Annotated in this window: 20 protein-coding genes; 12 read left to right on the top strand and 8 right to left on the bottom strand. The window is 60.3% G+C overall.

The genetic code is table 11. From position 1 onward, the window contains the following. Positions 1 to 3 precede the first annotated feature (3 nt). The 6 genes from H147_RS0106940 (at position 4) to H147_RS0106910 (ending at position 4,326) form a co-directional block, all read left to right on the top strand. Positions 4 to 207, top strand: coding sequence for a DUF1737 domain-containing protein (locus H147_RS0106940; RefSeq protein WP_019954630.1), 204 nt, complete (start codon positions 4 to 6; stop codon positions 205 to 207). Further along, complete coding sequence (locus H147_RS0106935; RefSeq protein ID WP_019954629.1) at positions 204 to 1,229, top strand: MaoC family dehydratase; 1,026 nt, start codon at positions 204 to 206, stop codon at positions 1,227 to 1,229. Before H147_RS0106940 ends, H147_RS0106935 begins: the two co-directional genes overlap by 4 nt. 230 nt (positions 1,230 to 1,459) lie before the next feature. Then, complete coding sequence (gene sdhC, locus H147_RS0106925) at positions 1,460 to 1,843, top strand: succinate dehydrogenase, cytochrome b556 subunit (RefSeq protein ID WP_019954628.1); 384 nt, start codon at positions 1,460 to 1,462, stop codon at positions 1,841 to 1,843. Between the two features lie 12 nt (positions 1,844 to 1,855). Continuing rightward, positions 1,856 to 2,227 (top strand): succinate dehydrogenase, hydrophobic membrane anchor protein, encoded by a 372-nt coding sequence (gene sdhD, locus H147_RS0106920; RefSeq protein ID WP_019954627.1) that lies wholly within the window; start codon positions 1,856 to 1,858, stop codon positions 2,225 to 2,227. A gap of 18 nt (positions 2,228 to 2,245) precedes the next feature. After that, on the top strand, positions 2,246 to 4,051 hold the full coding sequence (gene sdhA / locus H147_RS0106915; protein ID WP_019954626.1) for a succinate dehydrogenase flavoprotein subunit: 1,806 nt from the start codon (positions 2,246 to 2,248) through the stop codon (positions 4,049 to 4,051). Next, positions 4,051 to 4,326, top strand: a complete 276-nt coding sequence (locus H147_RS0106910) for a hypothetical protein (protein WP_019954625.1) — start codon at positions 4,051 to 4,053, stop codon at positions 4,324 to 4,326. Before sdhA ends, H147_RS0106910 begins: the two co-directional genes overlap by 1 nt. Positions 4,327 to 4,357: 31 nt before the next feature. Here the strand turns inward: H147_RS0106910 and H147_RS0106905 are convergent, their stop codons facing one another. Further along, entirely contained in the window at positions 4,358 to 5,152 is a 795-nt protein-coding gene (locus H147_RS0106905; RefSeq protein WP_019954624.1) for an FkbM family methyltransferase, read from the bottom strand. A gap of 13 nt (positions 5,153 to 5,165) precedes the next feature. Continuing rightward, complete coding sequence (locus H147_RS0106900; RefSeq protein ID WP_043699467.1) at positions 5,166 to 6,203, bottom strand: glycosyltransferase family 4 protein; 1,038 nt, start codon at positions 6,201 to 6,203, stop codon at positions 5,166 to 5,168. A 201-nt stretch (positions 6,204 to 6,404) separates the two neighbouring features. On the opposite strand from H147_RS0106900, the gene H147_RS0106895 reads away from it, so the two are divergent. Together H147_RS0106895 and H147_RS0106890 are read left to right on the top strand one after the other, a co-directional pair. Next, complete coding sequence (locus tag H147_RS0106895) at positions 6,405 to 7,184, top strand: succinate dehydrogenase iron-sulfur subunit (RefSeq protein WP_026352327.1); 780 nt, start codon at positions 6,405 to 6,407, stop codon at positions 7,182 to 7,184. A gap of 40 nt (positions 7,185 to 7,224) precedes the next feature. Beyond that, positions 7,225 to 8,070, top strand: coding sequence for an urea carboxylase-associated family protein (locus H147_RS0106890; protein ID WP_019954621.1), 846 nt, complete (start codon positions 7,225 to 7,227; stop codon positions 8,068 to 8,070). 45 nt (positions 8,071 to 8,115) lie between these two features. Here H147_RS0106890 and H147_RS0106885 read toward each other — a convergent pair whose 3' ends face one another. The 4 genes from H147_RS0106885 to H147_RS0106870 form a co-directional block, all read right to left on the bottom strand. Beyond that, entirely contained in the window at positions 8,116 to 8,694 is a 579-nt protein-coding gene (locus H147_RS0106885; protein WP_162561642.1) for a hypothetical protein, read from the bottom strand. 133 nt (positions 8,695 to 8,827) lie between these two features. After that, the gene (gene deoD, locus H147_RS0106880; protein ID WP_026352326.1) at positions 8,828 to 9,532 is read right to left on the bottom strand and encodes a purine-nucleoside phosphorylase; all 705 of its coding nucleotides are present in this window, start codon (positions 9,530 to 9,532) and stop codon (positions 8,828 to 8,830) included. A gap of 81 nt (positions 9,533 to 9,613) precedes the next feature. Beyond that, positions 9,614 to 9,940 (bottom strand): H-NS histone family protein, encoded by a 327-nt coding sequence (locus H147_RS0106875; protein WP_026352325.1) that lies wholly within the window; start codon positions 9,938 to 9,940, stop codon positions 9,614 to 9,616. 97 nt (positions 9,941 to 10,037) lie between these two features. Then, positions 10,038 to 12,005, bottom strand: coding sequence for an ethylmalonyl-CoA mutase (locus H147_RS0106870; RefSeq protein ID WP_019954617.1), 1,968 nt, complete (start codon positions 12,003 to 12,005; stop codon positions 10,038 to 10,040). A 137-nt stretch (positions 12,006 to 12,142) separates the two neighbouring features. Between H147_RS0106870 and H147_RS0106865 the strand changes: the two genes are divergently transcribed. From H147_RS0106865 to H147_RS0106850, 4 genes are all read left to right on the top strand, one after another. After that, the gene (locus H147_RS0106865) at positions 12,143 to 13,540 is read left to right on the top strand and encodes a 1-acyl-sn-glycerol-3-phosphate acyltransferase (protein WP_026352324.1); all 1,398 of its coding nucleotides are present in this window, start codon (positions 12,143 to 12,145) and stop codon (positions 13,538 to 13,540) included. Between the two features lie 115 nt (positions 13,541 to 13,655). Then, entirely contained in the window at positions 13,656 to 14,951 is a 1,296-nt protein-coding gene (gene ccrA / locus H147_RS0106860) for a crotonyl-CoA carboxylase/reductase (RefSeq protein ID WP_026352323.1), read from the top strand. A gap of 133 nt (positions 14,952 to 15,084) precedes the next feature. After that, the gene (locus H147_RS0106855) at positions 15,085 to 16,611 is read left to right on the top strand and encodes an ATP-dependent DNA helicase (RefSeq protein WP_019954614.1); all 1,527 of its coding nucleotides are present in this window, start codon (positions 15,085 to 15,087) and stop codon (positions 16,609 to 16,611) included. Next, entirely contained in the window at positions 16,608 to 17,318 is a 711-nt protein-coding gene (locus tag H147_RS0106850; protein WP_019954613.1) for an SDR family oxidoreductase, read from the top strand. Before H147_RS0106855 ends, H147_RS0106850 begins: the two co-directional genes overlap by 4 nt. On the opposite strand, the gene H147_RS0106845 is transcribed toward H147_RS0106850, so the two are convergent. Next, positions 17,315 to 18,064, bottom strand: coding sequence for a TIGR02186 family protein (locus H147_RS0106845; RefSeq protein ID WP_019954612.1), 750 nt, complete (start codon positions 18,062 to 18,064; stop codon positions 17,315 to 17,317). The genes H147_RS0106850 and H147_RS0106845 overlap by 4 nt on opposite strands. Further along, positions 18,061 to 18,978, bottom strand: coding sequence for a sulfite exporter TauE/SafE family protein (locus H147_RS0106840; RefSeq protein ID WP_019954611.1), 918 nt, complete (start codon positions 18,976 to 18,978; stop codon positions 18,061 to 18,063). Before H147_RS0106840 ends, H147_RS0106845 begins: the two co-directional genes overlap by 4 nt. Between the last annotated feature and the right edge of the window lie 237 nt (positions 18,979 to 19,215).

Below are 19,215 nucleotides of genomic sequence, written 5' to 3'. Positions count from 1 at the left end.
CCCATGAAAATCTATCGCTTGCTGACCGAAGACGACACTTCTGCCTTCTGCCACAAGGTGTCCGAGGCCCTGTCCAAGGGCTGGGAGCTTTACGGCAGCCCGACCTATGCGTTCGATCAGGCCAATGGCGTCATGCGCTGCGGGCAGGCCGTCACAAAAGACATCGACACGCCCTATTCCCCTGACATGAAACTGGGCCAGCAATGACCAAGACCAACGCGGGCCGGTTTTTCGAGGATTATGCCGTCGGCGATGTGATCACACATGCCGTGCCGCGAACGATCAAGATGGGGGAAAGGGCGCTCTATCACGCGCTTTACCCTGCGCGGCATGCGCTGCATTCCTCGGATATGTTCGCGCAATCCTGCGGTCTCCCGTTCAGCCCGCTGGATGATCTGGTGACGTTCCACACCGTGTTCGGCAAGACCGTGCCGGATATCTCGCTGAACGCGGTCGCCAATCTGGGCTATGCCGAAGGGCGCTGGATCACCCCGCTCTGGCCCGGCGATACGATCACGGCGACATCCGAGGTGATCGGGATCAAGGAAAATTCGAACGGAACCTCGGGGGTGGTCTGGGTCCGTACGACGGGGCGCAACCAGCATGGCGAGGTGCTGTTGACCTATGTGCGCTGGGTCATGGTGCGCAAGCGCGGGTCAGGACCTGCGCCACAGGCGGTGGTGCCGGAGCTTGCACCTGTGGTCGCGCCGTCCGATCTGGTGATCCCCGCAGGGCTGGATTTTACCCGCTACGATTTCACGCTGGCAGGAGAGCCGCACCGCTTGCGCGACTATGCCGTTGGCGAGGTGATCGACCATGTCGATGGTGTCACGATCGAGGAGGCCGAGCATATGCTGGCCACGCGGCTGTGGCAGAACACTGCCAAGGTGCATTTCGACGCGACCAACCGCGCCGATGGCAAAAGGCTGATCTATGGCGGGCATGTGATGTCGCTGGCGCGGGCCTTGTCGTTCAATGGGCTGGCCAATGCGCAGATCATGGTGGCGCTGAACGGCGGCGCGCATGCGAACCCCTGTTTTGCGGGCGATACCGTGCGCGCATGGTCGGAAGTGCTTGATATAGCTGATACATCTGCCGCTGGTGTGGGCGCGATCAGGCTGCGGCTGGTGGCGACCAAAGGGGCGGCTGGCGTGCTGCGTGGTGCGGATGGCAAATATGACGCGCATGTGCTGCTGGACCTTGATTACTGGGCCTTGATGCCGGTTTGACATCGCTGGCGCGATGCCAAGCCTCCGGCGGGGATATTTCGGCTCGGAAGATGGGGAGGGTGTGATCACACGCGAAAAATTCGTGATCACAAAGTGAAAAAAGTGCCGGATCGCGGCATTTGGCCCCCGAAAAAGCCTTGTGCTGCGCGTGACTCTGGCAATGGAATGGTGCAAGTAGGAAGCCAAGGCGCTGTCGAGCCGGACAGCGCGCGCCACTGAAGGGAACGACCATGGCCGATGTGAACCGGGGCAATCGCCCGCTTTCACCGCATCTGACGATTTATCGCCCGCAATGGACCTCGATCACCTCGATCCTTGTGCGGATCACGGGCAATGCCCTGCTTGTCGCGGGTCTGCTGATCGTGTGGTGGTTCGTCGCAGCCGCAACCGGCCCCGAGGCTTTTGCGCTGGCGAACGGCATGCTGACCAGCTGGTTCGGCAAGCTGGTGATGCTCGGGTCGATCTGGGCGCTGTGGTATCATAGCCTTGGCGGGTTGCGGCATCTGGTCTGGGACAGCGGGCGGATGCTGGACGTGGCCAGTTCGGAACGCGCGGGGCAGGCGATGGTCGCCCTGTCGGTCGTGCTGACCATCCTCACCGTCATTATTTTGTAAGGATCAACCGATATGGCATTTCTGACAGATCGCAAACGCGCGGTGGGCATGGGGTCAGCCAAGGCGGGCACGCATCACCATTGGCAGATGATGGTTACGTCGGTCGCCCTTCTGGTGTTGGTCCCGTTGTTCGTTTTCACCTTTGGCATGATCCTTGGCGCGCCTTACGCCGAAGTCATCGCCTATTATCAGCGGCCGTTTCCGGCGATCGTGGCCATCCTGACGATGCTGGTGGGGTTTTTCCACTTCCGTCTGGGTGTCCAAACGCTGATCGAGGATTATGTTCATGGTTTCGCACGCAAGGCGGCGATCATCGGGATGATCTGCCTGTCTTATGCCGCGGCGGGGTTTGCGGTTTTCGCGATCATCCGCATCGCATTGTAATTTTCGGAGCACGACCAAATGGCCGCTTATGATTATGAGACACATACCTATGACGCGATCGTCGTAGGGGCGGGAGGCGCGGGTCTGCGCGCGACCTTGGGCCTTGCGGAACAGGGACTGCGGACTGCCTGCATCACCAAGGTGTTCCCGACCCGGTCGCATACCGTTGCAGCGCAAGGCGGGATTGCCGCCAGCCTTGGAAATATGGGCCCGGACAGCTGGCAATGGCACATGTACGATACCGTCAAGGGGTCCGACTGGCTGGGTGATACCGATGCGATGGAATATCTTGCCCGTGAAGCACCCAAGGCCGTTTACGAGCTGGAACATTACGGCGTGCCGTTTTCGCGCACCGAAGAAGGCAAGATCTATCAGCGCCCCTTTGGCGGGCATACGACTGAATTCGGTGAAGGCCCCGCCGTCCAGCGCACCTGTGCTGCGGCCGACCGGACGGGCCACGCGATCCTGCATACGCTTTATGGTCAGTCGCTCAAACAGAAAGCCGAGTTCTATATCGAATATTTCGCGCTTGACCTGATCATGTCCGATGACGGCGTGTGTCAGGGCGTGATTGCATGGAAGCTCGACGATGGCACCATGCATGTGTTCAACGCCAAGGTCGTGGTGCTGGCCACCGGCGGCTATGGCCGTGCCTATTTCAGCGCGACATCAGCCCATACCTGTACCGGTGACGGTGGCGGCATGGTCGCGCGGCAGGGTCTGCCGTTGCAGGATATGGAATTCGTGCAGTTCCATCCGACCGGCATTTACGGCGCGGGCTGCCTGATCACCGAAGGCGCGCGGGGCGAGGGCGGCTATCTCACCAATTCCGAAGGCGAGCGGTTCATGGAACGCTATGCCCCGAACTACAAGGATCTGGCACCGCGCGATTACGTCAGCCGCTGCATGACGATGGAAATCCGCGAAGGCCGCGGTGTGGGCGCGAATGGCGACCATATCCACCTGAACCTGAACCATCTGCCAAAAGAGGCGCTAGCCGAACGTCTGCCAGGTATTTCGGAAAGCGCCAAGATTTTTGCCGGCGTCGATGTGACCAAGGAACCGATCCCCGTCCTGCCGACCGTGCATTACAACATGGGCGGTATCCCCACGAATTATCATGGCGAGGTGCTGAACCCGACCAAGGATGATCCCACCGCGATCGTGCCTGGCCTCATGGCTGTCGGCGAGGCGGGCTGTGCCTCTGTGCATGGCGCGAACCGGCTTGGGTCGAACAGCCTCATTGACCTTGTGGTCTTTGGCCGTGCCGCCGCGATCCGGGCTGGCCATGTGGTCGACCGCAAGGCGCCAAACCCGACGCTGAACAAGGCGTCTGTGGACGCGAGCTTTGACCGCTTCGACCGCGTGCGCCATGCCAAGGGCAATGTCGGCACCGCCGAATTGCGGCTCGAGATGCAGCGCGCGATGCAGGAAGACGCGGCCGTTTTCCGTACCGACAAGACGCTAGCCGAAGGTGTCGCCAAGATGACCGCGATTGCAGGCAAGATGGACGATCTGAAGGTCACTGACAGGTCGCTGGTCTGGAACAGCGACCTGATGGAAACGCTGGAACTGGACAACCTGATGCCCAACGCGCTGGCGACCATCGTGGGCGCCGAGGCGCGCAAGGAAAGCCGTGGCGCACATGCGCACGAGGATTACCCCGACCGCGACGACGCGAAATGGCGGGTCCACACGCTGGCGCATGTCCAAGGAGCGAAAGCGACGCTGAGCTATCGTCCAGTGATTACGGCGCCGCTGACCTCCGAGGCCGAAGGCGGGATTTCGCAAGAGCGGATCAAGCCGAAAGTGCGGACGTTCTGATGCGCTGGGCGGCGGTTCTTTTGCTGGGTTTGGCGGCTTGCGGCCCTGTTTCGCCGGAACGCGCCGCCGAGCGCTGCGAAGAGCGCGCCCGAGCGGCACAGGGGCCGCAGATCGGGCTGAGCCTTGGGGCGAACAGCAAAAGCGGTCCCGTCGCCAGCGGGAGTATCGCGATCACCTCCGATGCGATCCGCGGGCGCGATCCGCTGGAAGTATACGAAAGCTGCGTCTTCGGCCTGACAGGCGAGATGCCGATCAGGCCGGTGCGGTTGCGGTGATGGGGCCTATTCATCCGTCTTTGATCTGCGATCAGAAATCGAAGCGATGACTATCGTATCGAGCAAAAAGAACGTCACAATCGACTGCGTCGGGCCGTAAGGGACGCATGAAGTCTATCGCTTCAAAGCCGTTTTCACCCATCTCGGCGATGAACTGGCTGAAGCGGTACCCATTGGCAAATCTGCGCTTGACCGAAACTTCCGCTATGACGAATTCACATTTCGTCAGCATCTCGCGCGCACCCTTGATGACTTCGATCTCAAATCCTTCAGTGTCGATCTTAAGACCGAACGGGCCTTCGTAGTCCTTCGCAATGCTGTCGAGCGTTCGGATTTCGACGTCTCTTTGCTCGAACTGTGTAAACATGGACGCGTTTGCATCAGCGAATGTGACCAGCGAAGCCCGGGCCAAATTCGTCTTTCCGGGGCGCATCGGAATATTGATCTGCATGCGCCCAGCCGCCGCCCCGACCCCGCAAACGAAAAAGTCGAAGTCGATCTTTTCTTTCCAAGGAGAGACGCGGTCGCGCGATTCTGGGACTGGATCAATCAGGACAAACTTTACATCGGGAAAGGCGTCATAGATCAGCGGCGTACCTGCATCGACACCGACGTCAAAGACGGTCGTGACTTGAAAACCAAACCGTTTCAAGGCTTGCGCTGATGGCTTTGTCGTCTCGACACTAAAACCTTGGCGCTCCAACTGGCGCAGCAGCGGTCGCGGCCTTTGATGCAGATTCTTTGCCTTCGCCGGATCCGTCGTAGCAAATTCTATGCCAAGCGCCTTCAAGGCGCGAAAAAAGGCAAATGGATCTGCACGGCTCATGAGAACTTTCTTTCTAACTTTGGAGCGATCGCATCGCTTGAGTGAAGGCTTCGCATATCCTTTCGCTGCAGGTCTGGACAGCAAACTGCAAACAGATCTCGCGCCGTTCCTGCAATTCATCATTAGGCATGTCGATCAGTCGCTTCATCATCTGGACCAGCGGCCTGGGCCGTTGGCCTCCATAAAGCAGATCGTGATTGCCAAGCGGGGTAATGGCGCGCATTTCTTCGCGGTCGGGCCCGATTACCGGCAGGCCGAAGGTTTGGGCCAGCATCACGCTGCCCGATGTAAAGAAATCACCGAACGGCGCAAGAAAAACCTGCCCCGCGCCAAAGATGTCGGCAACGTCGCCATCGGGGATGAACCCGTCTCTGACGCTGACCTGTGGCAGATCAAGGACCGGCTGCATACGCCGCATGGCGCGGCGCAATGTCTTGCCTGCGATCAATAGCTCGAAATCAGGCCGATGCTGCGCCAGCCGCTTGATGGCTTCCGGCAAGAGCGATATCCCTTTGTTTCCCCGCATCGCACCGAAGAACAAAAAACGACGGTTCACCGATTCCGGCAGGGGCCGTTGCAGCGTGACATCGGCGGGCTCATAAGCACCCAGATAGCTGGGGTGACGAATGATCCTTATTTTTTCGGGAGCGACGCCCCAATCATCAATCATGTGCCGTGCCGCATGGAGCGCATGGACATGCACCAGATCTGCCAGGTCGCAAAGCTGTGCCCGACCCCACGCAAAACTTGCTGCGTCCCGCTCGAAATGGGCGCGACGGTTGTGGATTGTCCACACAATTCGTCCGCCGGCCGCTTTGAAGGCCACAAGGCGCTGCACCAGTGTTTCGCCGGTCGTCTGGTTCAGCGCGCCGTCATCTGAACGCCCGAACATCCGGTCATCCCAATGCAGATGCAGAACGGGGCTGTCTCGCCCTGCGGCATATTGCGCAAGTTGGCTCAGATCCCTTGCCCCGCCAAGCGGCGCGTAGGGACCCGATGTCCCGTAGAGAAGTTCGTGATACGGATTGCCCTTCGCGTATGGTATATTCAAGATGTTGATAAGTATAATAAAATCCTAGATACATCGCGCGGCTTGGCTGATACCTGATGGGTCTGGTGTCAACCTCGCTTTGACTTCCGTCCTGTTGTTGCCCGTCACTTTGAATAGAGCACTTTTGATCCTGCTGGAAAGGCTATATATCCAAGAAGACACCAGCAATTGACGGCGAAGACGCGTATAAAGGTCTGACACATGGTACAACTGACACTTCCCAAGAATTCCCGGATGACGACAGGCAAGACCTGGCCGAAGCCCGAGGGGGCCAAAAATCTGCGAAAGGTGCAGATCTATCGCTGGAACCCCGAGGACGGGAAGAACCCGCAGCTTGATACCTATTTCGTCGATATGGATACCTGCGGGCCGATGGTTCTGGACGCGCTCATCAAGATCAAGAACGAGATTGATCCGACGCTGACCTTCCGCCGGTCCTGCCGCGAAGGAATTTGCGGGTCCTGCGCGATGAATATCGACGGGATCAACACGCTGGCCTGTATCTATGGCATGGACGAGATCAAGGGCGACATTAAGATCTACCCCCTGCCGCATATGCCCGTGATCAAGGACCTGATCCCTGATCTGACGCATTTCTATGCGCAGCATGCCAGCATCATGCCTTGGCTCGAGACCAAGTCGAACACACCCGCCAAGGAATGGAAGCAGTCGATCGATGACCGCAAGAAGCTGGATGGCCTTTACGAATGTGTCATGTGTGCCTGCTGTTCGACATCCTGCCCGTCCTATTGGTGGAACGGTGACCGCTATCTGGGGCCAGCCGCCCTGTTGCATGCCTATCGCTGGATCGTGGACAGCCGTGACGAGGCCACGGGTGAGCGGATGGACGAATTGGAAGATCCGTTCAAGCTTTATCGCTGCCATACGATCATGAACTGCGCCAAGACCTGCCCCAAGGGGTTGAACCCCGCCAAGGCCATCGCCAGCATCAAGGGCATGATGGTGGAGCGGGTGGTCTAAAAACTTTCATGCCTCCGGCGGGGATATTTGGGCTCGAACGATGATGAATATCCCCGATGATGCCGATGCGCGGCGCGCCGTCAAACCGGTGATCTGCTATCCCACCGATACTTTGCCGCAACCCGATCTGCCGCTGTTGCAGCGGGCGGCGGCAGGGGCGCAGGCCGCTGCGCGTGTGATCGTTCCGCCGCGCGATGCGGCCGCGATCCGCGTGCCTGCGGGGTCTGTGTTGCGGATTTCGTCGGTGGATGGGCCGCAGGTCGGCGATCTGAACCTCTTTGCAGCGGATAACCTCGACGAGCGGTTCTATTCCGGCAAGACCCGCGCGCTGCACGGCACGCATGTCACGACCGGCGACAGGCTCTGGTCATCGTTTCCTCATCTGCGCCCGATGGCGACCATCGTGGCGGATACGCTGGGCTGGTACGGAATCGACGATTTCGGCGGGTCGGTTCATGACGTGATCGGCACACGCTGCGATCCCTACACGGGGCGGCTGTTGTCGGGCATGGATTACCACCATTGCTGCCATTCCAACCTGACCCGCGCCTTGGCCGATGCGGCAGAGTTGTCTTTGGCGCAGGCAGAGCGGCATGTGCATGACGTTCTCAACGTTTTCATGTGCACGGGCTTTACCCGCGACACCGGCCAGTATTTCATGAAGGCAAGCCCGGTGCGCCCCGGCGACTACCTTGATCTTTTTGCTGAGATCGACTTGCTCGCGGTGCTGAGCGCCTGCCCCGGCGGTGATTGCAGTGCCGAACATTCCTCCGATACGGCGGTCTGTTATCCGCTGCTGATGGAGGTCCGCACGCCGCAGGCGGCCGACCTCGCCGGATGGGTATCGCCTACGGTCAATGCTTATGACGGGACGCATGGGCGTTAGGCGGGATTGGTCTTGCCGCCCACGACAACGGCAAGACCGGGGATCTTAGTCGGGCGTCACGTAGAAACCGCCGGCGAAAATCCGTTCCGACGATTCACCGTGGAAGGCGCCGACCGCCTTGTCGCCGCCCATCACACCGCGCAGATCGCCGGAAATGCCATCGTACCGGACGTTGCCGCTCAGGACATTGCCGTTGAATTCGCCGTTGACCGTCAGGTCGTCTGCGGTGCCACGGATCGTCCGTGCGGCGAAATCCACGCTCAGCGCGATGTCACCTGCTTCGGGACGGGAAAACCCAACGACTTTTCCATCATTCAGGAAAAACCCTCCGACCGTCACCATTTCATAGCGGCCGGAATAGGTTGTGCTGCCATGATCGGGTCCGGGGGTTGGCGACGCGCTTGTTCCGGGAATGATCCCGGCCACTGCCACTATATCGCCGTTGCGCGCGTTTCCAGCTTCATAGGCATACCCGTTCCCAGATATGTTGACGATTCTCTCGTTTCCCGCCGCCGGATCGCTGATCGCGCCGGTGGCAGAAGGTGTCACAAAGCGTGATCCGGTGTTGTTGTCGATGATCTGGTCGGTGCAGCCTGCTGAAAGCGCTATTGCAGCGATAGCCAAGTTTACGCGCATGAGTTTAGTTCGTCCTGTTCAAGATATGCATGCGTGTGTTTTGAACAGGCAAATGTGGCACGATCTGGGCTGTTTACCAGAAACCACGATGCAGCGGCTCTTTTCGGTGCTTCACCCAGCGTCAGGCAAAAGCCGCCTGTAGCGCGATCTCTACCATGTCGCCGAAGCTGCGTTCGCGGTCCTCGGCGGGCAGGGCCTCGTGGGTTATCAGGTGGTCGCTCACGGTCAGCACGGCCAATGCGCGGCGTTTATAGCGGGCAGCGAGGATGTAGAGTTCGGCAGCCTCCATCTCGACACCAAGCACGCCGTGGCGCATCATCTGTTCGTTCAGGTCGGGGCGTTCGTCATAAAACACATCCGACGAATAGATCCCGCCGACATGGGTTGTCGTGCCTTTGGCCAATGCCGCCTGATGCGCGGCCGTCAAAAGCCCGAAATCGGCGCAGGGGGCGAAATTCAGCTCTTTGAACATGCCGCGCGACGGTGTGGACAGCGTGGTCGCGGTCATCGCGAGAATCACGTCGCGGATGCCGACATGGTCCTGCATACCGCCGCAGGACCCGATGCGAATCAGGGTCTGAGCGTCGTAGTCGCGGATCAGTTCGTTGGCATAGATCGACAGAGACGGCATGCCCATGCCGGACCCCTGGATCGTGACCGGATGCCCGCGCCATGTGCCGGTAAAGCCCAGCATACCGCGCACCTGATTGACGCAGCGCGCATCGTCGAGAAAGGTCTCAGCCGCCCATTTCGCGCGGTAGGGGTCGCCCGGCATCAGCACGGTCGGCGCGATATCGTCTTTTGCGGCACCAATATGGATTGTCATCTGCATCTCCTGTCATTGCAAGGATGCTAGCCTGCCGTGCAGGCGAGCGGGAGAGGGCAAAACCCTTTCCCGCGCCTTTGCTTAGAATTCCATGGCTTCTGGCGAGGTGCCATTGGCAAGGGCTGCCTTGAACCAGGTTGGCTGACGACCTTTGCCGGTCCAGGTCTGGGTGGCGTCTGCAGGGTTGCGGTATTTCGCGGGCGCAGAGGATTTCGGCGCGCCTTTGCCTTTGCGCGCAGCACCGCCGGTGATTTCCGCCAGAGAGAAACCGTGTTCCGCGGCAGCTTTTTCAGCCGCGGCAAGGGCCGCTTTTTTGTCTTTTTCTGCGACTTCGACTAATGCTTTTTCGACCTGGACCTTGAGCTTTTCCAGCTCTGCCCGTGTCATGGATGAAAGGTCTTTATTCATTGGTGTAATCCGTTTTGGGTTTAGACGCATGTCACATACCGATACTGTAATGAAATGGAAATGGAAACAGGTTCTGCATGTCCAAAAGGATATGGTATTATTCCGCCGCTTTTGATCGTGGATCGACCAGCGTGACGATATCGGCCATGATCTTGTTCAGTTCAAAATCTTTCGGCGTATAGACTTTCGCAACACCCATGGCGCGCAGCGCAATTGCGTCTTCCTCAGGAATGATGCCGCCCGCGACAACCGGAATCGATGCCAATCCGGCGGCCTGCAGTTTCGCCATGACATCGCGCACCAGCGGCACATGCGATCCCGACAGGATCGACAGGCCGATGACATGGGCGCCAGTCTCTCGGGCGGAGGCGATGATTTCGTCGGGGGTTAGGCGGATACCTTCATAGGCGATGTCCATCCCGCAATCGCGCGCGCGGGCGGCGATCTGTTCAGCCCCGTTGGAATGGCCATCCAGCCCCGGCTTGCCCACCAGGAATTTCAGCCTGCGTCCCAGCGCCGTGCTGACCTGATTGACCTGTTCGCGCAGGTCGTCCAGCCCTTCTGTCCGGTTGGACGGGTTGGCGCTGACCCCTGTGGGGGCGCGGTACTGGCCGAACACGGCGCGGACCACATCGGCCCATTCGCCGGTCGTCACGCCCGCACGTGCACAGGCGATCGAGGGGATCATGATATTGGTCTGACTGCGCGCAGCGTCGTGCAGCGCGGAGAGCGCCGCGTGCACCTGCCCCGCGTCGCGGTCGGCCTTCCAAGCGGCAAGACGTTTCAACTGGTCGGCCTCGGCCTCAGGATCGGCCACCATGATTGCGTCGTCGCCCGCTGTCAGGGGCGACGGTTCGCCGGCTTGCCATTTGTTCACGCCAACGACAGTGGTGCTGCCGCTCTCGATCCCGGCAATACGGGCGGCATTGCTTTCGACCAGACGCGATTTCATATAGCCGATGGCGTTCACGGCCCCGCCCATGCCGTCGATCTGCGCCAATTCGGCGCGCGCGCCTTCTTTCAATTCGTTGACCTTGCGGTCGATTGCCGGATTGCCATCAAACAGATCGTCGAATTCCAGAAGATCGGTTTCATAGGCCAGAATTTGCTGCATTCGCAAAGACCATTGTTGATCCCACGGGCGGGGCAGGCCCAAGGCCTCGTTCCATGCCGGCAATTGCACGGCACGGGCGCGGGCGTTTTTCGACAGGGTCACCGCGAGAGTTTCCAGCAGAATGCGATAGACGTTGTTTTCGGGTTGCTGCTCGGTCAGCCCCAAAGAGTTCACCTGCACACCATAGCGGAAACGGCGGTATTTCGCGTCTTCCACGCCATAGCGCACCGCGCAGATTTCATCCCATAATTCGACGAAGGCACGCATCTTGCACAATTCGGTCACGAAACGGATACCGGCATTCACGAAAAACGAAATGCGCCCGACCATTTCGGGGAAATGTTCCGCAGGCACCTTGCCGCGCAGATCGTCCAGCACGGCCGTGGCGGTGGCCAGCGCAAAGGCCAGTTCTTCCTCGGGCGTGGCCCCTGCTTCTTGCAGGTGATAGGAACACACGTTCATCGGGTTCCATTTGGGCAGATGTTCGCGGGTATAGGCCGCGACATCGGTGATCATTCGCAAGGACGGTTCCGGCGGGCAGATATAGGTGCCGCGCGACAGGTATTCCTTGATGATGTCGTTCTGCACCGTGCCTTGCAGGGCGCTGATATCGGCACCCTGTTCCTCGGCCACGGCGATATAGAGTGCGAGCAACCACGGGGCCGTCGCGTTGATCGTCATCGAGGTGTTCATCTGGTCCAGCGGGATATCGGCGAACAAAGTGCGCATGTCGCCCAGATGCGCAACCGGCACACCGACCTTGCCGACCTCGCCTTTTGCCAGCACGTGATCGCTGTCATAGCCTGTCTGCGTCGGCAGATCGAAGGCCACCGACAGGCCGGTCTGCCCTTTCGCAAGGTTGCCACGATAGAGCGCGTTCGACGCCGCAGCGGTTGAATGGCCCGCATAGGTGCGAAACAGCCAGGGGCGGTCTTTTTGCGTCTGCGACATCGGGGCAACTCCTGAATCACTTGGCGTAATTTAATTACGCGTTTAACCCTTTATCGGTCATTTTGTGGCGCTGTCAATTCGCTGCGTTGCGGCATGACGGGATTTACCTTGTTGCGGAACCCTGTCACTTTCTGCTGATGACGCAAACAATCTCCATCCCGGTCTGGGCGTTTGTCCTGATCATTCTGTTCGCCGGGGTCACGTTCGCGTCGCATTTCCTGTTTCCGTCCGTCCGCTGGTTTTTTCGCAAACGCGCCGAGCGGGTCATCGCGCGGGTCAACAAGAATCTGCAACGTCCGATCGAGCCGTTCAAGCTGGCGCGCCGCTATGACATGATCCAGCGCCTGATCTATGACCCCGAGGTGACACAGGCCGTCGTCGATCACGCCCGCGAAAACGGAGTCCCCGAGAATGTCGCCTTCGAGAAGGCCCGCAGCTACGCCCGCGAGATCGTACCGTCGTTTTCCGCGACTGCCTATTTCAGCATCGGGATCAGGTTTGCGCGGTGGCTGTCGAAATCGCTGTACCGGATTCAGCTTGGCACCCTTGATCGCAGGCGCATGGCCGAGATCGACCCCAATGCAGCCGTGGTTTTCGTCATCAACCATCGCAGCAACATGGATTACGTGCTTGTCACCTATCTGGCCGCCAATGCGGGCGCGCTGTCCTATGCCGTGGGCGAATGGGCGCGGGTCTGGCCTTTGTCGCCGATCATCCGCGCGATGGGGGCCTATTTCATCAGGCGCAATTCGCGCGGTGCGCTCTATCGAAAGGTATTGGCCCGCTATGTGCAGATGGCGACGCGCGCAGGCGTCAGTCAGGCGGTGTTTCCCGAAGGCGGTCTGACGCTTGACGGCAAACTCGCGCCGCCGCGCACGGGTCTGCTGAACTATATCGTCGAGGATTTCGATCCAGCGCGGCGCGAAGTCATCTTTATTCCCGTTGCGCTGAATTATGACCGTGTGCTGGAGGACACGATCCTCATCGCGGCGCATAATGCCGGCACGCGCCGGTTCCGGCCGCCGCTGGTGAATGTATTGCGGCGCGTCGGGCGGCATTTCTGGCAACGGATCACAGGTCGGTTCCATAATTTCGGCACTGCATCGGTCAGTTTCGGCGAACCTCTGGAACTCTCGGCATTCGCGGCGACCGCTGATGGCGACCTGACGCAGGTGCTGGCTGAAACCTTGATGCAGCGGATCGCGGACGTGACGCCGGTGCCGGGCGTTCCGCTGGTCGCCCGGCATCTGCTGGCCAATGCGCCGATTGGCACCGGCCAGTTGGTGCAGGATGTGACAGAGACGCTGAAATTGTTGCAGGCAAAGCGTGTGCCGCGTCCGCGCCGTCCTGCCGACGACGTCGTCACGGACGCATTGAACAGGCTGGAAGCACGCCGCCTGATCCGGCGCGACGGTGATGTGATCAGCATCACCGATCTTGGTGCGCCGATCCTGACCTATTACGCGAATTCCATCGCGCATCATTTTGACGCGGTCCGTGAATCCCTGCCTGTTTCTGCGACGCGGCAGACATAAAATTACAAAATAACATCTTCCAGTGTTGCAATCTTGCGCGACGCTTCGTATTTATCCAGCAAGCCCGCGTGATTCTGCACTGCGGCGCAACGGATAGATCGCGATGGAGATGGAAATGGCCCTTGATCTGACCTCTGGCGAAGCGGCTTATGCGGCCGAACGCAAAGACCTTTATGCCATGGGCGAAATGCCCCCCTTGGGCCATCTGCCTGCGCAGATGCATGCCTGGGTGCTGCGCCGCGAACGGCATGGCGAACCCGAAACCGCCTTGCAGTTGGAAATCGTCGATTGCCCCAAGCCTGACAGCAACGAAGTGATCATTCTCGTCATGGCGGCGGGCGTCAATTACAATGGCGTGTGGGCCTGCCTCGGGCAGCCCGTGTCGACCTTCGATGTTCACAAGGCACCCTATGCGATCCTTGGGTCCGACGCGGCGGGCATCGTCTGGGCGGTGGGCGACAAGGTCAAGCGCTGGAAGGTCGGCGATGAAGTCGTGGTGCATTGCAATCAGGATGACGGCGACGACGAGGATTGCAACGGCGGCGACCCGATGTATTCGCCCAGCCAGCGGATCTGGGGCTATGAAACCGCCGACGGATCATTTGCGCAATTCACCCGCGTGCAATCTCAGCAGTTGATGCCGCGCCCGCAGCACCTGACTTGGGAAGAAAGCGCCTGTTATACGCTGACGCTAGCCACCGCTTACCGGATGCTGTTCGGCCATGAACCGCATGACCTGAAACCCGGGCAGAACGTGCTGGTCTGGGGTGCCTCTGGCGGGCTGGGGTCCTATGCGATCCAGTTGATCAATACGGCAGGGGCCAATGCGATCGGCGTGATCAGCGACGAAAGCAAGCGTGATTTCGTGATGTCGCTGGGCGCAAAAGGTGTCATCAACCGCAACGATTTTTCCTGCTGGGGGCAATTGCCCACCGTCAACACCGCCGCCTACGACGTCTGGCTGAAAGAGGCGCGCCGGTTCGGCAAGGCGATCTGGGACATCACCGGCAAGGGCAAGAACGTCGATATGGTGTTCGAACATCCGGGCGAGGCCACGTTCCCCGTCTCGTCGCTGGTTTGCAAGAAAGGCGGCATGGTCGTGATCTGCGCAGGCACCACGGGGTTCAACTGTACTTTTGACGTCCGTTACATGTGGATGCACCAGAAACGCCTGCAGGGAAGCCACTTCGCGCATCTCAAACAAGCGAGTGCCGCCAACAACCTGATGGTGGAACGTCGTCTTGATCCGTGTATGTCGGAGTGTTTCGTGTGGAACGAAATTCCGCTTGCTCATACCAAGATGCGCCGCAATGAACACAAACCCGGCAATATGGCCGTGCTGGTGCAGGCACCGGTGATGGGTCTGCGGACCTTCGCCGACACGATCGAAGCGTCACGGGAGGGGCGCTGAGATCACCCCCGCGCGTCATCACCACCGGGTGGTGGCGCGCAAAGGGCAGGATGCGCTCCGCGCGGGGATATTTATGCTCGGAAGATGCGGAAGGCGGTGGTGACGGGTGGCTGGCGCGGCTAATGTCGCCGCCATGAACGCCCCCGTGATCACCTTTTCCGAAGACCAGGCCGAAGCCTGGGACAATGTCGCCATCGCGCTGCGCCAAGCGGGCGTCGATCTGGATGATCACCTGCTGCAACCGCCGCAAAGCGATAAATCCTCGGTTCTGGCCGTGATCGGCAAGGCGGGGTCGGGCAAGACGATGCTGCTGGCCCAGCTTTACAAAGCTTTGGCCGAGGCGGGCGTCGATGTGATTTCCGGCGACTGGGAAGGGCGCAAGCGCAAGGACCGCCGCACGCTGGCCATCCTTGCCCCCACCAACAAGGCGGCCAGCGTTTTGCGCAACCGCGGCGTGCCCGCGACGACGATCCACCGCATTCTTTACACCCCCGTTTATGACCCCGAATATGAAAAGATCGCCGAATGGCTGGCGGGGCAGGGCGAGCGCCCGACCATCGAAGGGCTGAGCGATGTGGGCCTCGACCGCGCTTGGGCGTCTTATCAGGTCAATACCTCGGTGCCTGCGGCCTTGGCGGCGGCGGGTCTGCGCGGCAGCGATTTCATCACAGGCTGGAAACGGCGCGAGGAGCCGCTGGACATCGGATTTGTGGACGAAAGCTCGATGCTGGATGCCAAGCAGTTTGAGGACCTGAAAGAAATTTTCCCGACCCTGCTGCTCTTCGGTGATCCTGCCCAATTGCCGCCCGTGCAATCCAGTGGCGGCATGGTGTTCGAAACCCTGCCCAAATCCCGCGTGCTGACGCTCAGCCGTATCCACCGGCAGGATGCCGACAACCCGATCCTTGATCTGGCCCATGCCCTGGCTGATCCGATGCTGGATTTCTACGCCTTTGAGCGGATGGTGGCCGAGGCCGCCGCCCGCGACGAGCGCGTCGTCATGGCCCAGCGGGTCGAGGCCGATCTGATGGCGCGGTCGCCCTGTCTGGTCTGGCGCAATGCGACGCGGATCAAGCTGATCCATGCGTTCCGCGCTGCGTTCAACGCGCCGCCCGACGCCTTGCTGCCGGGGGAACCCCTGATCTGCGACGGGATCGAACTGCCGCTCAAGCACCGCAAGAAACGTTTGGATCTGGAGGCGCGCGGGCTGATCAAAGGCGCGCAGGTCATCTATCTTGGCCCCGGCAAGAAGCCCGGTTTTTCGCGCCTGCACGTGATGGGAGCCGAAGACCCGCGCATTTCAGCCGCCAGCATCGTCAAGATCGAGCTGGAAGGCGACGCCGAACCCTTCATCCCCTTTGCGGCGCGGATGGGCGCGACCTTTCTGCATGGCGCGGCTGTGACGATCCACAAAGCGCAAGGGTCGCAATGGGACACGGTGCAGGTTTTCGCCCCCGATATCGAGGTGGCAAGCCGCATGGGCCGGATGGAAGCGGGCCAGCCTTTGTGGAAACGTCTTGCCTATGTCGCGATCACGCGGGCGGAAACGCAATTGCGCTGGGTCGTGCGCAACCGGCTGGCGCGGCCCGAACTGGCGCTGGGCGTGGATGATCTGGACGTGCCTGCCACCACACTCGAACTGCAAAGCGAGGATTCATGAAAACCATCATCATCACGGGCGCCAGCGCCGGGATCGGTCGCGCCACGGCGCTGCATTTTCTGGATCAGGGCTGGCGCGTCGGCCTGATCGCGCGCAGGCCCGAGGCGCTGGCCGAAATGGCGCATCCCAATGCGGTCCCTCTGCCTTGCGATGTGACGGACGAAGGGGCTGTCGATGCGGCTTTCACCGCCTTCGGCCATCTGGATGTCCTGTTCAACAATGCAGGGATGTTCGGCCCGCAGACCACGATCGACGAGATTGCGTTGGATGACTGGCGCGCGGTGCTGGATGTGAACCTGACTGGGATGTTCCTGTGCGCGCGCGCTGCGTTCCGCCAGATGCGCCACCAGACACCGCAAGGCGGGCGGATCATCAACAACGGGTCGATTTCGGCCCATACCCCGCGCGAAGGGTCGGTGTGTTACACCACCAGCAAGCACGGCGTGTCGGGCCTGACCAAGACGCTGACGCTGGATGGCCGCGCGTTCGATATCGCCTGCGGGCAGATCGACATCGGCAATGCCCGCACCGAACTTGTGCAGGGGCTGGAGGTCAAGCGCGCCGCCGAAGGGCTGCCGCCTCTGCCAACGATGGCGGTCGAGGATGTGGCCCGCGCGGTGTTCCACATGGCGTCATTGCCGCCAGAGGCGAATGTGCAGACCATGATGGTCATGGCATCCAAGATGCCGCATATCGGGCGCGGTTAGCGCCGCAGCAGAGAAAACACGGCTGAGGCAAGCCAGCCAGCACCGACCGCGATCGCCAGCGACAGCAGTCCATAGATGAACGCCTGTTCATGCGCGAGATTGTAAAGCCAGCGTTCCAGCCCGACCTTGTTGACGGGAATGGTGGTTGTGTAATCGTCGATCACGGCACCGTTGCGGGTCAGGTAGATGCGGACGTCGTAATTGCCTTCGATCAGGTTGGCGGGCATGGAAATCGCGCTGCGGAACAGCGTGTCCTGGTCCAGCGTCACGGCCCCTTCGAGCATCTGATAGAGGTCCTGATCTGTCTTGATACGGATCAGCGCCTCGGTGAAGGCGACGCTGTCTTCGACGACCGCCCCCGCCGACCGGATCGCGCGGGGGATCGTGATCCGGTAGCGCAGGTCTTCGATCTCGCGCAGGATCTCGGCGATCGGGGCGCTGGTGGCGACCGCATAGAAGGACGGGGCGGAATTCACAAAAACCGCATCCGTGTTGACCCAGATGCCCATCCGCCGCGCCTTGCGCCGCACGGTGACGGGTTCACGCGGGCCCGCAATGGTGACAACAACGCCAAGGTTGCTGTCCTGCGGTGGCGGGGCCGTCCTGTTGACCGCACCAAAGACGACGATTTCGGACCCTTGAAAGGTGACGGTGATCGCGACTTCGTCACGGCTGAGGCCCAGCACGATTTCTTCGGCCTTTGCAGGCAGCGCCAGCAGCATGAAAAGGGCAAGCAGGCGGATCATGACCGTCCCTCGGGGCCAAGCGAATAAAGCTCGGACGGCATCACCAGCAGATCGAAGGCGAGCTTGCCGCAGACGACCAGCACCATGATCGCCAGCAGGATGCGCAATTGTTCGGCCTTCATCCTGACCCCGATCCGTGTGCCGATCTGGGCGCCGATCACGCCGCCGATCAGCAACAGCAACGCCAGCAGCACGTCCACCGTCTGGTTCGTCGTTGCATGCAGCATCGTGGTGAAAGCGGCGACAAAGATGATCTGCAACAAGGACGTGCCGATCACGACCTTGGTCGGCATGCCCAGCAGATAGATCATCGCAGGCACCATGATGAACCCGCCGCCGACCCCCATGATCGCGGCGAGGATACCGACCAGCATCCCGACCAGGATCGGCGGAATGACCGAAATATAAAGGCCCGACACCCGGAATTTCATCTTGAACGGCAGGTTATGGACCCAGTTATGCTTGCGCCGTTGTGGCAGCGCGCCGGGCTTGCGGGCCCGTCTGATCGCGCGCAGGCTTTCGACGAACATCAGCATCCCGATGGCGCCCAGAAAGACGACATAGCAAAGCTGCACCAGCAGATCGACCTGCCCCAGCGCCCGCAGGTAGTTGAAGATCACGATGCCGATGGCCGACCCGATCAACCCGCCGACCAGCAGCACCATGCCCATGGGCAGATCGACGGTCTTGCGCTTGAAATGCGCAAGCACGCCGGAAATCGACGAGGCGACGATCTGGTTGGTGCTGGTGGCCACGGCCACTGCGGGCGGAATGCCGATAAAGAACAGCAAGGGCGTGATAAGGAAGCCGCCGCCGACGCCGAACATCCCCGACAGCACACCCACAGCACCGCCCAACCCGAGTAACAGAAAGGCATTCACCGAAACCTCGGCGATAGGAAGGTAAATGAGCATGGGCTGTTCCAGGGGCTTGTGCCGCTGCGCGCAACAAAGACGTTTCAGAGACCTGTGTCAAATGCTCACACACGGATTAAGCTGCGTTCGCAGCATTTCCGTCACGTGGGGCGGTGTCGCTCCGAAAACAGGACCCATTGATTTCAGGTCTTTTGCATAATTCATGCCTAGAATTGTGCGGTGCGAACTGTCTGATCGCTTCTGGCTGACCAAAGTGCAGATTGCGCGCCCGGAGCC

The organism is Yoonia vestfoldensis DSM 16212 (assembly GCF_000382265.1).
GTDB lineage: Bacteria > Pseudomonadota > Alphaproteobacteria > Rhodobacterales > Rhodobacteraceae > Yoonia > Yoonia vestfoldensis.
The sequence above is the reverse complement of the archived record's forward strand: the minus strand, read 5'-3'. Positions and strand labels throughout refer to the sequence as shown.

Coding starts and splice junctions, on each gene's coding strand:
- deoD (WP_026352326.1), bottom strand. CDS start 9,532: ATGACAATCCATATTGGTGCCGCAAAAGACGATATCGCGCCGACCGTG.
- sdhD (WP_019954627.1), top strand. CDS start 1,856: ATGGCATTTCTGACAGATCGCAAACGCGCGGTGGGCATGGGGTCAGCC.
- H147_RS0106935 (WP_019954629.1), top strand. CDS start 204: ATGACCAAGACCAACGCGGGCCGGTTTTTCGAGGATTATGCCGTCGGC.
- H147_RS0106850 (WP_019954613.1), top strand. CDS start 16,608: ATGAAAACCATCATCATCACGGGCGCCAGCGCCGGGATCGGTCGCGCC.
- sdhC (WP_019954628.1), top strand. CDS start 1,460: ATGGCCGATGTGAACCGGGGCAATCGCCCGCTTTCACCGCATCTGACG.
- H147_RS0106865 (WP_026352324.1), top strand. CDS start 12,143: ATGACGCAAACAATCTCCATCCCGGTCTGGGCGTTTGTCCTGATCATT.
- ccrA (WP_026352323.1), top strand. CDS start 13,656: ATGGCCCTTGATCTGACCTCTGGCGAAGCGGCTTATGCGGCCGAACGC.
- H147_RS0106890 (WP_019954621.1), top strand. CDS start 7,225: ATGATGAATATCCCCGATGATGCCGATGCGCGGCGCGCCGTCAAACCG.
- H147_RS0106855 (WP_019954614.1), top strand. CDS start 15,085: ATGAACGCCCCCGTGATCACCTTTTCCGAAGACCAGGCCGAAGCCTGG.
- H147_RS0106840 (WP_019954611.1), bottom strand. CDS start 18,978: ATGCTCATTTACCTTCCTATCGCCGAGGTTTCGGTGAATGCCTTTCTG.
- H147_RS0106940 (WP_019954630.1), top strand. CDS start 4: ATGAAAATCTATCGCTTGCTGACCGAAGACGACACTTCTGCCTTCTGC.
- H147_RS0106905 (WP_019954624.1), bottom strand. CDS start 5,152: ATGAGCCGTGCAGATCCATTTGCCTTTTTTCGCGCCTTGAAGGCGCTT.
- H147_RS0106895 (WP_026352327.1), top strand. CDS start 6,405: ATGGTACAACTGACACTTCCCAAGAATTCCCGGATGACGACAGGCAAG.
- H147_RS0106870 (WP_019954617.1), bottom strand. CDS start 12,005: ATGTCGCAGACGCAAAAAGACCGCCCCTGGCTGTTTCGCACCTATGCG.
- sdhA (WP_019954626.1), top strand. CDS start 2,246: ATGGCCGCTTATGATTATGAGACACATACCTATGACGCGATCGTCGTA.
- H147_RS0106845 (WP_019954612.1), bottom strand. CDS start 18,064: ATGATCCGCCTGCTTGCCCTTTTCATGCTGCTGGCGCTGCCTGCAAAG.
- H147_RS0106875 (WP_026352325.1), bottom strand. CDS start 9,940: ATGAATAAAGACCTTTCATCCATGACACGGGCAGAGCTGGAAAAGCTC.
- H147_RS0106910 (WP_019954625.1), top strand. CDS start 4,051: ATGCGCTGGGCGGCGGTTCTTTTGCTGGGTTTGGCGGCTTGCGGCCCT.